Source organism: Streptomyces sp. SID1328 (assembly GCF_009865595.1).
Taxonomy (GTDB): Bacteria; Actinomycetota; Actinomycetes; order Streptomycetales; family Streptomycetaceae; genus Streptomyces; species Streptomyces griseoluteus.
The window spans coordinates 1-12,125 of sequence record NZ_WWKH01000442.1; the positions used below are offsets into that span (position 1 = coordinate 1).

General features: G+C 68.2%; 15 protein-coding genes. 1 reads left to right on the forward strand and 14 read right to left on the reverse strand.

The features are described 5' to 3' along the window. Positions 1-830: 830 nt before the first annotated feature. Positions 831-1,301 (forward strand): GNAT family N-acetyltransferase, encoded by a 471-nt coding sequence (locus GT030_RS13325; RefSeq protein WP_202460050.1) that lies wholly within the window; start codon positions 831-833, stop codon positions 1,299-1,301. Positions 1,302-1,548: 247 nt separating this feature from the next. On the opposite strand, the gene GT030_RS13330 is transcribed toward GT030_RS13325, so the two are convergent. The 14 genes from GT030_RS13330 to GT030_RS13390 all read right to left on the reverse strand — a co-directional run bounded on the left by GT030_RS13330 (position 1,549) and on the right by GT030_RS13390 (position 11,712). Further along, on the reverse strand, positions 1,549-1,932 hold the full coding sequence (locus GT030_RS13330; RefSeq protein WP_161201293.1) for a DUF6083 domain-containing protein: 384 nt from the start codon (positions 1,930-1,932) through the stop codon (positions 1,549-1,551). A gap of 192 nt (positions 1,933-2,124) precedes the next feature. Continuing rightward, positions 2,125-3,498, reverse strand: coding sequence for a tyrosine-type recombinase/integrase (locus GT030_RS13335; RefSeq protein WP_161201294.1), 1,374 nt, complete (start codon positions 3,496-3,498; stop codon positions 2,125-2,127). Next, complete coding sequence (locus GT030_RS13340) at positions 3,495-3,689, reverse strand: helix-turn-helix domain-containing protein (RefSeq protein WP_093474702.1); 195 nt, start codon at positions 3,687-3,689, stop codon at positions 3,495-3,497. Before GT030_RS13340 ends, GT030_RS13335 begins: the two co-directional genes overlap by 4 nt. Beyond that, complete coding sequence (locus tag GT030_RS13345; protein ID WP_237522375.1) at positions 3,665-5,041, reverse strand: replication initiator; 1,377 nt, start codon at positions 5,039-5,041, stop codon at positions 3,665-3,667. The genes GT030_RS13340 and GT030_RS13345 overlap by 25 nt, the downstream gene beginning before the upstream one ends. A 99-nt stretch (positions 5,042-5,140) precedes the next feature. Continuing rightward, positions 5,141-5,443: a SpdD-like protein gene (locus GT030_RS13350; protein ID WP_161201295.1), complete on the reverse strand. Its 303-nt coding sequence runs from the start codon at positions 5,441-5,443 to the stop codon at positions 5,141-5,143. Positions 5,444-5,462: 19 nt separating this feature from the next. Beyond that, positions 5,463-5,618, reverse strand: a complete 156-nt coding sequence (locus tag GT030_RS35645) for a hypothetical protein (RefSeq protein ID WP_202460052.1) — start codon at positions 5,616-5,618, stop codon at positions 5,463-5,465. Positions 5,619-5,632: 14 nt separating this feature from the next. After that, on the reverse strand, positions 5,633-5,812 hold the full coding sequence (locus tag GT030_RS13355) for a mobile element transfer protein (RefSeq protein ID WP_073889547.1): 180 nt from the start codon (positions 5,810-5,812) through the stop codon (positions 5,633-5,635). A 13-nt stretch (positions 5,813-5,825) separates the two neighbouring features. Beyond that, positions 5,826-6,536 carry a DUF2637 domain-containing protein gene (locus GT030_RS13360; RefSeq protein WP_161201296.1) on the reverse strand — a complete coding sequence of 237 codons (711 nt, stop codon included), beginning with the start codon at positions 6,534-6,536 and terminating at the stop codon, positions 5,826-5,828. Between the two features lie 87 nt (positions 6,537-6,623). Continuing rightward, positions 6,624-7,991 carry an FtsK/SpoIIIE domain-containing protein gene (locus GT030_RS13365; protein WP_161201297.1) on the reverse strand — a complete coding sequence of 456 codons (1,368 nt, stop codon included), beginning with the start codon at positions 7,989-7,991 and terminating at the stop codon, positions 6,624-6,626. 5 nt (positions 7,992-7,996) lie between these two features. After that, a complete protein-coding gene (locus GT030_RS13370; RefSeq protein WP_161201298.1) occupies positions 7,997-8,344 on the reverse strand; it encodes a hypothetical protein in 348 nt (115 codons plus the stop codon). Positions 8,345-8,528: 184 nt separating this feature from the next. Then, positions 8,529-9,350 carry a protein phosphatase 2C domain-containing protein gene (locus tag GT030_RS13375; RefSeq protein ID WP_161201299.1) on the reverse strand — a complete coding sequence of 274 codons (822 nt, stop codon included), beginning with the start codon at positions 9,348-9,350 and terminating at the stop codon, positions 8,529-8,531. Continuing rightward, the gene (locus GT030_RS13380; protein ID WP_161201300.1) at positions 9,347-10,198 is read right to left on the reverse strand and encodes a sigma-70 family RNA polymerase sigma factor; all 852 of its coding nucleotides are present in this window, start codon (positions 10,196-10,198) and stop codon (positions 9,347-9,349) included. Before GT030_RS13380 ends, GT030_RS13375 begins: the two co-directional genes overlap by 4 nt. Positions 10,199-10,373: 175 nt before the next feature. Further along, positions 10,374-10,763: an ATP-binding protein gene (locus GT030_RS13385; protein ID WP_161201301.1), complete on the reverse strand. Its 390-nt coding sequence runs from the start codon at positions 10,761-10,763 to the stop codon at positions 10,374-10,376. A gap of 97 nt (positions 10,764-10,860) precedes the next feature. Then, positions 10,861-11,712 carry a helix-turn-helix transcriptional regulator gene (locus tag GT030_RS13390; protein ID WP_161201302.1) on the reverse strand — a complete coding sequence of 284 codons (852 nt, stop codon included), beginning with the start codon at positions 11,710-11,712 and terminating at the stop codon, positions 10,861-10,863. Positions 11,713-12,125: the final 413 nt, after the last annotated feature.

Here is a 12,125-nt window from a genome sequence, read left to right on the forward strand (position 1 = left end):
AAGACCCCGTCACCAGCGGAAACGCTGAGGCCGGGGTCTTCGCGTATATGCAGGCGTGTGCGGCCCGGAGCGGCCGTATGTCGGCGTCTGTGGACTATTCGTGGACAGGATCTTGACGCGTCTGCCCAGGTCAGCCCCGGCAAACGGCAAGGCCCCCGGACAAGTCCCGGGGGCCTGACGATCGGTTCATCGGCGGCGCCCTGCCGTAGTCGATCTCGGTCGGCTGACCGTCGCGGTAGAGCACAGTGCAGTGGCCGCGCCCTGAGGGCAAAAAACAGTCCCCAGTAGTACTGCGCGTGTCCTGAAACTTCAGTCGTCACTGCTGCTTCGGTATCGCGCCGGCTTGCTGGGGGCCTGAACCATATCCTGTCCAAGTCACTTCGCCGACTAGACGTCTTCATCGACTTTGCGACTCTTTCGGTGTTATGGGCTACTAACTACGATCCACGCCTGGCGCCATAAGTCAATAGCCTTTCGGTAGATTCCTAAGGAACCTCTCGCGATCACCTTCGACTGCGACACCCGGCTCGTCCGCGAGTCGACGGGAAGCCGGTCGCGGCCGAGCAATTACCCAGGTCAGCCCATCCAACTGACGAAGGGGCCTGCGCATGCGCATCGCCGCGTCAGGCCAGGCTGCACTCTTAGCAGCTGCCTTGAGCGCGGTCACAGCCCGGCGCGCCAGTCCCGCTCCAGATCGCCTGTGTCGAATACGCTGCGAAAACGTCCGACCTGGATGCCTCGACAACGCGGATGAGCGGGAATGCCGCCCGGTGGCGGCTCTTCACGTAGGCCGGGACGGCGCAGCTGCCGGATGCGGAAGGGGGTGTGGCATGAGATCCCCGAGCGTGCACCTACGGGAGATCACCGACGACGACCGGGATGCCGTCCGTGCCCTCCGCGTCCGACGTGACCAGAAGCAATTCGTCGCCTCCGTGTCCCACTCCCTCAAGGAGGCGGCGAAGAAACCGGAGGCCAATCCCTGGTACCGCGCCGTGTACCGCGGCGATGAGCCAGTCGGCTTCGTGATGCTGTCGTGGAAACCGCCGGCCGGGCCCTATCAAGGGCGACACTTCCTCTGGCGCCTCCTCATCGACAAGCGGTACCAGGGGCGAGGGATCGGCCGAGAAGCGCTCACGCAGGTCGCCACCCTGGTTCGCGCGGACGGCGCCACCGAGCTGCTGACCAGCTACGAGCCCGGCGACGGCGAGCCGTGGCCCTTCTACCAGAAGTTCGGGTTCGATCCCACCGGGGAAATCGACGACGGCGAGATCGTTCTGCGTCTCACCTTCCCCGCTCGGTGAGCTGTTTTAGGGAAGCGCGGACAGTTTTAACCTGAGGCGGTCACACGACGAGCGAATCCTGCCGGGGCACCCAGCTTGAGGTGCTGCCCGAAGACCCCGTCACCAGCGGAAACGCTGAGGCCGGGGTCTGCGCGTATGTGCAGGCGTATGCAGCACCGAGCGGCCCTAGGACGGGGTCTGTGGACTATTCATGGACGGGATCTTGGGGCATCGGCCCAGGTCAGGCCCGTCATTTCCGAAGTGGCCGTCAGCCAGCGTCCGGCCATTCCTCAACGGGCTGAGGCGGCTTGGGCTCGTCCTGCCGTTCCGCCTGGCGCGCGTTTTCCCCGCGGAGCGTCGTCAGCCACGGCCAGAGATCCGGCAGCGCCTGCGCCGGGCAGGCCAATCGGTGTTCGATGCGGCACCGCTGAAACTGATCGGGCGGACACACGCCGTACACGGTCACCCTCCCATCGGAGAGCTCGATCCACCGGTAGTCCGCCGGCACCGTATGAGCCAGAGGAGCCATGTCCGGCTCCAACATCACCCAATCCTGCTCCAGCGTGGCCACCCGATCTTGCGGCAAACCACAGAACGGGCAACGGGACTGGCCGCCATTCAGCCGACGTGACGCCTTCTCTAAAGCCCCCATAGGCCGAGGGTCCGCATCGCGGCGTTCCCTGCGTAGAGCGCGAACCGGACGGGACGGCCGGGACGGGGAATCACTGGAGAAATGCGATGCAACCCGGCAGGTGCACCTAGCAACCAAGGACCGATGAAGCTAGGCCGATACACGACGAAGCCCCCAACCCTGAGAGCTGGGGGCAAGCGGTCGAGCAGTGATTCACTCGTATTCGCGCAAGAGATCTTCGATCTTGCGATTCGCGATCTCCTGCCGTCCGTCGATGCACTTGGCGTATCGGCTCAGCAGGACTTCCACGCTGTTACCGGCGCGTTCGGCCACCTCGGTGGGGTCCACTCCGGAATTGAGCCAGGTCGATAGGGCCGAGTGCCTCAGATCGTACGGCCGGGCGGCAAGCGGTGAAGCGGCCGTGGCCGGCGGGAGCGCCAGCGCACGGGCCTCCTGCCAGACGCGGTAGTACGTGGACGACCCCACCACTCCCCCGCGCTCGTTGGTGAACAGCCGCCCGTCCTCGGCGGTACCGAAGGTGTCGAGGTGTTGCCGGAGGATGGCGACGAGCTGGGGCGGGATCGGTACGAGCCGGACCTCCTCCGCCGGCCGGTTCTTCAGGCCCCGGTCGTCGTGGGTCTCGCCGGAATCCGTCCACTGTCTGCCGACACTGGGGCGCGTCCGGTTCAGCAGCACCCTCCCCCAGCCGACCTCGGGCAGCTTCACGTCCGCCCGGGTCAGGCCCACGGCCTCAGCCGGACGCAGGGCGCCGTAGTACATGCAGGCGAACAGGCCGACGAGTCGTCGGCCACGCGCGCGGCCGTACCCACCGACGTACGAAATTGCGGTCAGCAGGGAACGAGCCTGCTCGGGATTGGCTACCACCCGGGGATCGACCTCCCCGGCGACTTTCGGCTTCTTCCAGCGGATGCGCATAATCGGGTTCTCCTTGAACTCACCAAGGTCCACCGCGTAGTGCAGCGCATTGACGAGTGTCCGACGCTTACGCCGGACGGTCTCCGCGGCTGCCGCCGTCCCGTCGAGCTTCAGCCTGAGCGAGTCCAGGACGGCCCTGCTAATCGCGGCGTCCCCGAGGTCCGAGAGCGGGCGCGACGCCTTGGCCACCCAGTGCAATACGTTCGCGACCTCGGTCGGCAATTCACGCTCGTCCGGACCGGGAAGGACAAAGGCCCAGTTGCGCAGCACTTTCCTGAGCAGTTCCTCGGACGGCTGCCCCGGACGCTCGTCGAGAAGGGCCATCGTCACGGCAGTCAGCGCTTCGTTGATTCCGTTCCGCGTGTTGGGCGCCGCGTGCGGCCACTTCATGGCGAGGTACTTCAGAGCGAAGGCGTACCAGGTCATCGAGGCCGCCTTCTCGACCATCGATTCCGGCAGCCCCGTGACCGTGTCGAACTCTTCGCCGGCATGGGTGGCGCGGAGCAACTTGGAACGGTAGTGATCCGCCAGCCCTTTGGTGCGGAACTGCTCAGAGAAGACCTTTCCGGCGACCATCCACCGGACGTCATAGGACGGATTCTTGGTGTTCCGCTTTCGGACGCCCCACACCTTCACGTCAAGAGACTTCACGCCGCCGCCTCCAACTGCCGCAGCCAAGCGGCGAAGTCAGCGCGCCACACCCGAAGTTCGCCGTTGGGCAGCTTGAACGCAGCAGGCCCCTGACCCAGTTCACGCCACCGGTAGAAAGTGCGGCGTGACACCCCACCGAGCTCGGTGAGGATCTGCGGGACGGTCATCAGTTCGTCGCGCCGGTGGTCCATGTCAGCGCTCCTTCCGTGTCGTCGTCTGCCTGGCCTGTAGGGGCGCCAATGCCGTGAGTGATGAGGTGTTCCGCTGCAGTTAGGCCCGTCCCGGCGAAGACCCAGTGGGACAGGACGAGCACGGTGTCCGAGTCCGGCAGCGGGTGGCCGGCTTCGGCCGCGCGTTCGCGGGCCAGGGCTTCGTTGTGGTCGGCGCGTTCCTGACGAAGGGCGCCGAGGGTGACGGAGTAGGCGCGGGACTTGGTGGAGAAGTGACCGCGGAAGCCGAGCATGTGGGCCCACTTGCGCAGGCGCAGGTCTTCGAGTTCGGGGAGCGCGCCAAGCTGCCAGCAGGTGAGGATCATTCGCCGAGCGTGGTCGGTGACGCCCGAGCCGACCAGGTCAGTGATCGGATTGCGAATGGGGCGGTCCAGGGTGCCTGCGGTCTCGGCGCCCTTGGTGGCGTACTTGGCGATGTAAGCGGCCACAGCGCGGCTGGACAGCTCCGAGCTCCCCGCGAAGTCGGCCGAGCGGATGGGGCGGATGTCGAGCTGCTCGCCGAAACGGAAGGCGTACGACCGGCCGTCGAGGACGGGGCCGGGTGCTTCGGCGAGACGGGCCGCCGAGCGGATCGCGTCGCTGAGTAATTCGGTCGTGGCCCAAGCCGGCGGAGCGTCTTCGGCACCGTCCGGGCCGTCGAGGCGGATCACGGCGTGGAAGTGGATGGCGCCGCGCCCCTGGTACTCGGCGACCTTGGCGTACGAGACCTTCAGGCACTCGCGCAGAGCTGAGCGTCCAATGCCCGCGCGGGACGCGAGTTGGTGGCGCAGGTAGGTGGTGAAGCGGGCCCAGAGCGCGCCTGCGTGGGCGTTCCACAGGACGGCCGCCCGGTAGTCGTACCGGTCCGGGTCAAGCGGCGTACCCAGGGTGGGGTCGTCCTCCAGGTGCCGACGACCACAGCGGCACCGACCGCCTGCGGGCCGGTTGTGGACGGGGCCGAAGGAGGGGGCGGTGAAGGTGGCGAAGACGCGGGGGTGTTGGGCGACGGCCGGGCCGATCCCCTTGCCGCCGCTCAGGCCGGCTGTGACGAGATGGAAGGTGTCCTTGCGGTACACCTCGGCGCAGGCGGCGCACCGGGTGGCCCGGCGGTTGTTGCAGCGGATGAGGAGCTGTCCGGCGGGGAGTTCGCGGTCCACGATCTCCCGGACGATCTCGCCGGTTGCGGCGTGGACGTCGAGCCGGTGACCCTCCATCCGTACCGGCCGCTCGCAGCCGCTGAGACGCTGGATCTGCCGTGCGTAGGAGCTGAGGTCGCCGTGCTGGGCGAGGTTCACCAGTTGGCGGATGGCTCCGGTCGGAGCCGCAGGACGCATGTGCGGGTTCCTCCTTGAAGAACGGATGCTGGGAACCCGCCCGGCTTGTCCAGGGGGCTAGACACCGTGGGCATGCCGAACGGGGCGGAGCGGATGTGGTCAGCGCCTGGCGAGAAGGGAGCGCATGACGACGGCGCAGACAGCCACGGAGGTGGCCGTGGTAGCTACGGCGAGGAGCATCGAGACGAGGACGGCGCCGACGACCAGGACCACAGCGGTACCGCCGCCGACGAGGGCGAGCGTGGTGCCAGGAGTGAGCTGGACGGCGGGGCGGGCCGACGCCGGGGTGACGGCGGCTGGCGGAGTCGGGGCGGCCGGGGCGATAGCGGTCGGCCCGACGCTGGCGGGCGGGGTGACCAGGCCGGTGGGCTGGGGCATGGTCGGGATGTTCGGGCGGAACATGGGCGGATCTCCTTTGGCGTTACTTGATGAGGGAGTTGAGGACCGGGGCCAGCAGGCTGTCGGCGAGGAGGTAGCCGCCGAGGAGCAGCACGGCGATGAGCCACCAGGGCGGGCGGATGAGCTTGACGCCCAGGACCCCGATGCAGAGGAGGGCGAGCCAGAGCGGGATGTCCATGTGGTGGTTTCCTCTCAGGCCGAGCAGCGGTGGGTGCGGGCGGCGAGTTCGGCGGCAGCACGGCTGTCGTACTCGGCGGAGAAGTCGCAACGGGGCGCGGTGCAGGCGGCCAGGTGGCGGTTCTTTCCGCGGTCGAGGTAGGAGGCGACGTTCACCGGGCCGATACGACGGACATTGCGGAAGCGCCGGTGCATGGTGGTGCTCCTCTCAGAGGTGGGCGGCGACGGATGCCGTCATGGACGGGGGCAGGCCGAGCCGGGCGCGTACGGCGTCGGGGTCGGCGGGGCGACCGGTGGCCGAGCGGTGTTCTTCGGCCAGGGCACGAACGCGATCGATGAGGGCGGGCGGGAGTGCGACGGCGGGAACAGGAGCTGGGGAGGGCTCGGCGGCCAGGTCGGCGGCAGGGGCCGTAGCAGCGGGTTCGCCATCGTTGGACGGTGCCGGAAGGGCGTCCCGATGGGGCGCGGCGGTGGTGGCCGGGGTCCGGCGTGGCTCCTCAGCAGCGTCCGTACCGTCGTCCGGTGCGGCCGACGCTTCCGGGTCGTGCGGGGCATGGGCGAGGAGCGTTCCGCCGAAGAAGGCGACGGCGGGCCAGCCGGCGACGACGACGCGGAGCGAGGCGGGAACGTGGCCCAGGTCGAGGAGGCCGGCAGTGGCGACGTTGGCACCGAGGGACGCGGCCAGGGCGACCAGGAACCACAGCCGTGGTCCCCCGGCCGGTCGTCCGACGCGGTGCTCGTCGCGCACCCGGCGCCAGGCGGCGACCAGCAGCAGGTCGACGCTGACCGGGTAGGCCCATGCCTTCCACCCGCCCTGTCCGGACGCTTCGGCGAGGTCGTGAAGGTGAGAGAAGGACAGGGCCCCCGCGATGACTGCCTGCACGAGCACGGCGTCTACGCGGACCAGGTGGGCACGCATGGGCACGGCGTTCCTTCCGGTTTCGGGCATGGAGGGGGTAAGGACGTGGCGTGAGGCGGTCACGCCGACCTAGGGGAAGAGGCGCGGCTACCCGGTCACCGGGCGAGCGGCGGGCGCGGTAGCGGCGGGTGAGGCCGGACCGGCGGACTCCACGGCGATGACGGGCCGGAAGGAGTCGAGCCGGGACAGTTCCGGCACCAGGCCGGAGGTGTCGCGGCACACGGCCGCCGCGTCGTCGAGGGTCAGGTGAGGCGAGCGGACACGGGACCAGCCGCCAGAGGAGTCACCGACGATCGCGACGCCGGGTCGTTCGGCCGGGATGGAGGTAGCGGCCAAGGCCGCCTCAGGAGCGATGTCGGCCAGCGCCATGTTCGCCGACGACTCGTCGTTGACCCGGTGGCAGACCCGTCCGGTCAACTGGGCGCGAAGCATGGTGGCTCCCTTGCCGAGTTCGGAGCCGAAGCGCTGTCCGCACACCTCCAGATAGATGCCGGCAGCGCGGCCGAGCTGGGCGAGGCGGATGAGCTTGGTGACCATCGCGTCCCGTCGCTTCTCGTCGTCCTTGCTCGCGGCGAGGAAGAGTTCCGCCACCTCGTCCACGACGACCACGACCGGCACCGGCCGTACGTCGTCCGGCAGCCCCCACACGTCCGAGGTGAGCACGGCGTCCGGTCCGGCCGCGCCGCTGAGGCCGATGAGGCGGAACCGTGCCTCCATCTCCACCAGCAGGACGTCGAGAATGTCGTTTGCCCGGTCCGGGCTGTCAGCGAGCGCGGACAACCGGGGTGCGAAAGGGGCGAGTTCGACGCCCCATTTGCAGTCGATGCCGACGAGGACGACCGATTGGCGGGCCAGGCCACACAGCAAGTTCCGCAGGTAGACGGATTTGCCGGACTGGGTGGCGCCGAGGATCAGTTCGTGCGGCACGGTGTGGAAGTCCCGTACGTGCCATCGGCCGTCTTCCCGCAGCGCGAGCGGCAGGCAGAGCGGGCCAGCCGCCAGCCGACGCCGGGCCGGCCGTACGTCGGCGAGTACGTCCCAGCCGATCAATCGCAGTTCGAGCCAACCAGGTTTGATCGGACGCACGTACACGGCGTGGGCGCCCCAGGCGTGCCGAAGCCGGTCGGTCGAGGCGGTGAAGTCCTCGGGCGCCTGTCCGGTCGCCATGCGCAGCCGCATCACGAGCCCGGCCCCGGTCGGCAGCGGCAACGAGTGGCGAGGCGGAACGGGAGCCGCCTGCCGCCCCATCATTCGGGCTGTGGCCCGACGGACGGCCGACGCCGGAACCGTGAGGCCGCAGGCGTCCATCGTCGCCCGGTACGAGACAAGCACCCGCAGCGCGACAACGGGATACCCGACGAGCCACCAGAACAGGACCGGCATCCGCCGGCGCACCACCAGCAGCGCGACCAGAACAAGCAGGACCGGTAACAACGCCCGGACGGTGTCAGCCATGGCGGTCAGCCCTGCACCGCAGCCGGGGCATCGACCATGACGGCGTCTGCCCGGTAGGCGATGCCGTGACGGCTGCGGCCACCGAACTCACTCTCCCAGGGCCGGGCCACCAGGCCGGACAGGATGACCGGGGCGCCCATCACCAGGCCCTCACCGATGCCCTGTTCGGGAACGGTCACCTTGATCATGTCGGAGCCACCGGCCGCGATGAACACCAGCTCCAGCGTCATCAGCCGCTGGTTGGTCACCGGGTCGACGGCGATCTCACCGGTCTGCCGGTCCTTGACCTTGACCTCGGGCAGCTTGGTGACGAGGAGCGTCGCGGCCGAAGTGTCCACGGGGATTACACGCATTGTCCGTACCTCACTGGGTTGTCGACGCCCTTGGTGCTCGACGCCATCCGATGTGGATACCCCCCTAGACAGCGGAGGGGAACCCCACCCGAACTGTCTAGGGGGGTTGACGGTAAAGGTAGCCGACGACCCGTCAACTGTCTAGGGGGGGTATACGAATGCGTCTGGGACTAGCGGAAGCGCGCTACGGCAGCACCCAGTGGAGGGCGGTCGCGTCGTCGCGAGCCTTGCCACGCGGCCAGCGCCGACCATCGGGGTCCTCGCCCTCGGCCTCCCGCACGCGTCGGATCAGCTCACTCGGCCCGTCAGAGTTGAGAACGGCCAACGCCCCTCGCCAGTCCGCCAGTTCAAAGCGGTCGACGAGTCGCGTCGCGCCGTCACTCATCAGTGTCACGGATGCCAGCGAGTCGAGTGGGACCGTCCCCGTCAGAGCGTTTTTGGCGGCGCGCGGGTCGGGGCCGGCGATCCAGAAACCATCTGGCTGGTTACGGAGGCCCGTCAGGGCATCGCGGTACTCGGCAAGCGCCGCGGAGTGTTCGGGCGAGCCCGTGGGCAGTGCGTCGACTGCTCCGCGCAGCCGTTTGCCGACGACGTCCAGGCGCCGGTCGGTGACGACCTCCGCTCCCCCGTCGCCGTCGGTGAGGAGAAGGGAGGAGTCACCAAGAACGAGGTACTCCAGGGCTCCCCCGCCGACTCTGGCGGCGACGACCGTACTGGTCGGGCTGGCCCGGTTGGCGAGGTCGCAACTGTCCTCGTGCAAGGAACGGACATCGCCGATCGAGTCGCCCAGACACTCGGCCAGCGACCGGGAAGGATGGGCCGCGATGCTGCGCAGCAGCAGGGCGCCCAGCGTTCCGGAGAACCAGGCGACCCCGTGCATGCAGCCCGTTTCTACCCCGCCGACGCCGGCACCGTCGAGGAGCACGGCTGCGCCGGTAGCGACTGCGGCGAAGTCCTCGTTCTCGCGTTCGGGATCGGCAGGCTGGGTGGCGAGGGCGAACCTCACGCAGTGGTCTCCTCGTCGTGCCGATACAGGGGACAGAGCAATTCGACGGACTGCGGTTCGCTGGTCTCCGGGTCGTACTCGACACCCACGAGGGTGGAGAAGCGGTGGTCCCCCACTTGACCCCACAGCGTATTGAGGTCACTGGCGAGCAGCTGCACGACGCCGAGGCTTCCTTGGGTGTGGATGCCGGCGATGGCGAGCAGCGAGCCCTCGCCGTCGGGGCGCGACAGCCGACCGAGATAGCCCACGTCGTATGACCGGGTCGGCTCACTGTCCTGCCCCGACCGGTGCACGGTGCCGGTCTGCCGATCGACCACCGTCCAGGGTCCGTCTTCCGCACGCTCCCAGTGCAGGACGGGATCCTGCGCGTAGGTGTCCCACATCCCCTGGGACATGCGCGGACCGCAGACGACGACCAGGCCGTCGCGGTTCAGGTCGATGTCGCCACTCACCGGAACGTGTTCCGAGGTGACATCGAGCCCGTACGACCGCGCCAGGTCCTCCAGGCGCTTGCCGGAACTGACGTCATCCACCGCGACGACCGTCCGCCCACGCTCGTCGTCGCGCCGCAGCGGGGTGGCGACAGTGACGGCACCCCGACCGAGGAAGGCGCCTTCCGGCGCCGGGCCGGTGTGCCGGATCTGGTGGATGCGCCCGCGGCTCAGGCCGGCCTTTACGGCGATCTGCGCGTATGAGAGCCCTTGCGCATGCAGGTCCTGCACCACGCGACGGCGGAGGCGAGCCAGTTCGGTCACCTCCTGCTGCGCGTCGGCCAACCTGGTCGTGACCTCGCGCAGTAGCAGATATGGATCATCTATCGCCATGATCCGCTGCAGCTCGTCCGACATGACCTCACCTCCTGGCAGTACCCAGGAGTCTAGGGCCCTAGACGGAATGGGCGGCAGGCGCCGTCCCGTACGAACGCCGACCACATAGAACCGCGACCGCCACCGAGGCACACCCCGAGGTGTCACGCGCCATAACCCGTCGGGCAGCGGAGGACGCTCGTCCAGTGGAGCGCGGTCACACCCTCTCCCGCGCCACTTCGGCCCACACGGAACGCCCGTCGGGCCAGTTCTTCACACCCCAGTCCTTGGCGCAGCCCGCGATCAGTAAGAGTCCGCGGCCGCCCTCTTCCTGGCTGGTCGCGTCGCACAGGTGCGGTTCGCGGTCGCCGCCCTGGTCGATCACCTCGATACGCACGAGATCGTCACTGAAGCCCACAACCACGAGGAACCAGCCGTGGGCCGAGCCGCTGAGCGAGTGCCGTACGGCGTTCGTCGCCAACTCGCTCACGATCAGGACGGCGTCATCGACTGCGCCAAGCTGTGCGGTGAGCGATGCGACGAAGTGCCGGGCGTGGGCCACTTCTTCTGCGAGGCCAGGGAAGGCACGGCACCACTTTTTGAGCATAGGAAAACACCTCTGTTCGTCTAGGGGGCTAGACAGTGCAGCGGCAGCGTATTCCTAGGTTGGGCCGAAGGGCCAGGCATCCAGAGGAATTATTCCTCTAAGGAGTGGCAGTGTCCCCCATGTCCCGGAACTCCTGCATCACCCGCAACAGCAGCTCACGTACCTCGCCACCGAAGACGGCAGCTCGCTCGAAGTGCTTGAACGTCTCCCCGTACGTGGTCACCTCAGCTGGGTCGGCCACCAACTGCTCACTGGTGAACGCCTCAATGACGAGGGCTCGTTGGTCGCACATCGTGAACCCATGCCGAGGCAGCACTGGTACCGCCCGACGCCACGGGATAACCCCGAGCCGCACCGAACTCAAACTCTCCACAGCCAGCAGCCGATCAAGCTGAGCAAGCATCAAGGCCGGACTGCCAGGCCAGGTGCGCAACACCGCCTCCGTCAGCACGAACACGAACTCGCGCCCTGACTCGTACAGCGCACTCTGCCGTTCCACGCGGGCAGCGACAGCCCGGCCGACCGCCTCAGACGTCGGTTTCGGCGCACTCTGGAAGACGTGGCGGGCGTACTCCGCAGTCTGAAGCATGGCCGGCAGCACCACGCACTGGAACGACTGCACCAGCCGAGCCGATCTAACAGCGTCATCGAGGACAGCCCCGGCAACGCCATCGTCATCGGATGCCAGCTCGGCGTCGGCGGCAGCCTCGACAGCGACCAGGAGGTCACGCACCTCACGAGCCGATGTGTCATCAAGGCCCAGAGCACGAGAGAGCCGGTCCAGGACATCGAAGCTCGGGACCATGCGCCCGTTCTCCACTTTGGAGACGGTGGGCTGACCTACGCCGGCCCGTTGCGCCAACACAGCACCTGTCAGGCCAGCTTGAGCACGCAGGCCCCGAAGCCGGGTCCCAAGCACCTTCATGCGCTCCCGCCGCTCACTCCCCATAGTCAGCGTTCTACACCACGGAGCAGCAGAAGCCGGATTGGATGCCCGAGCCGCACTGATCAGCAGCAGTCGTGAGCGTGATTCAAACTTTCTCTACTGGTTCAAGGCCCGCGCACAGCGCGGGCGCGCGCCGCCGGGCGCGGCCTGCCTCCTGTCTCCGCCCCGGCTGGCCGCGCCCGGTGGCGCGCACGTTCATGCGGGCATGACGGAGTAGGGGTATCCGCGGCTTCGTGCTTATTGCCTCCGGCGGGGGCCTCCTGCATCCGGGATGGACAAGGCCCGTGTAGCCAGTGCCGGTCGAATGTGGTTGAGGAGGGGTTGCGTCCCGTCTGCATTCGGCCCAGGGCAAGCCGAGCAGACACGGCACCGGGCGTCCAGGTCGTTCGTACAGTGGCGCGCTCCACCTGGACGCC

Coding starts and splice junctions, on each gene's coding strand:
- GT030_RS35645 (WP_202460052.1), bottom strand. CDS start 5,618: ATGGACATCCCGCTCTGGCTCGCCCTCCTCTGCATCGGGGTCCTGGGC.
- GT030_RS13325 (WP_202460050.1), top strand. CDS start 831: ATGAGATCCCCGAGCGTGCACCTACGGGAGATCACCGACGACGACCGG.
- GT030_RS13330 (WP_161201293.1), bottom strand. CDS start 1,932: ATGGGGGCTTTAGAGAAGGCGTCACGTCGGCTGAATGGCGGCCAGTCC.
- GT030_RS13355 (WP_073889547.1), bottom strand. CDS start 5,812: ATGCACCGGCGCTTCCGCAATGTCCGTCGTATCGGCCCGGTGAACGTC.
- GT030_RS13350 (WP_161201295.1), bottom strand. CDS start 5,443: ATGTTCCGCCCGAACATCCCGACCATGCCCCAGCCCACCGGCCTGGTC.
- GT030_RS13390 (WP_161201302.1), bottom strand. CDS start 11,712: ATGGGGAGTGAGCGGCGGGAGCGCATGAAGGTGCTTGGGACCCGGCTT.
- GT030_RS13345 (WP_237522375.1), bottom strand. CDS start 5,041: ATGCGTCCTGCGGCTCCGACCGGAGCCATCCGCCAACTGGTGAACCTC.
- GT030_RS13360 (WP_161201296.1), bottom strand. CDS start 6,536: ATGCGTGCCCACCTGGTCCGCGTAGACGCCGTGCTCGTGCAGGCAGTC.
- GT030_RS13365 (WP_161201297.1), bottom strand. CDS start 7,991: ATGGCTGACACCGTCCGGGCGTTGTTACCGGTCCTGCTTGTTCTGGTC.
- GT030_RS13380 (WP_161201300.1), bottom strand. CDS start 10,198: ATGTCGGACGAGCTGCAGCGGATCATGGCGATAGATGATCCATATCTG.
- GT030_RS13385 (WP_161201301.1), bottom strand. CDS start 10,763: ATGCTCAAAAAGTGGTGCCGTGCCTTCCCTGGCCTCGCAGAAGAAGTG.
- GT030_RS13340 (WP_093474702.1), bottom strand. CDS start 3,689: ATGGACCACCGGCGCGACGAACTGATGACCGTCCCGCAGATCCTCACC.
- GT030_RS13370 (WP_161201298.1), bottom strand. CDS start 8,344: ATGCGTGTAATCCCCGTGGACACTTCGGCCGCGACGCTCCTCGTCACC.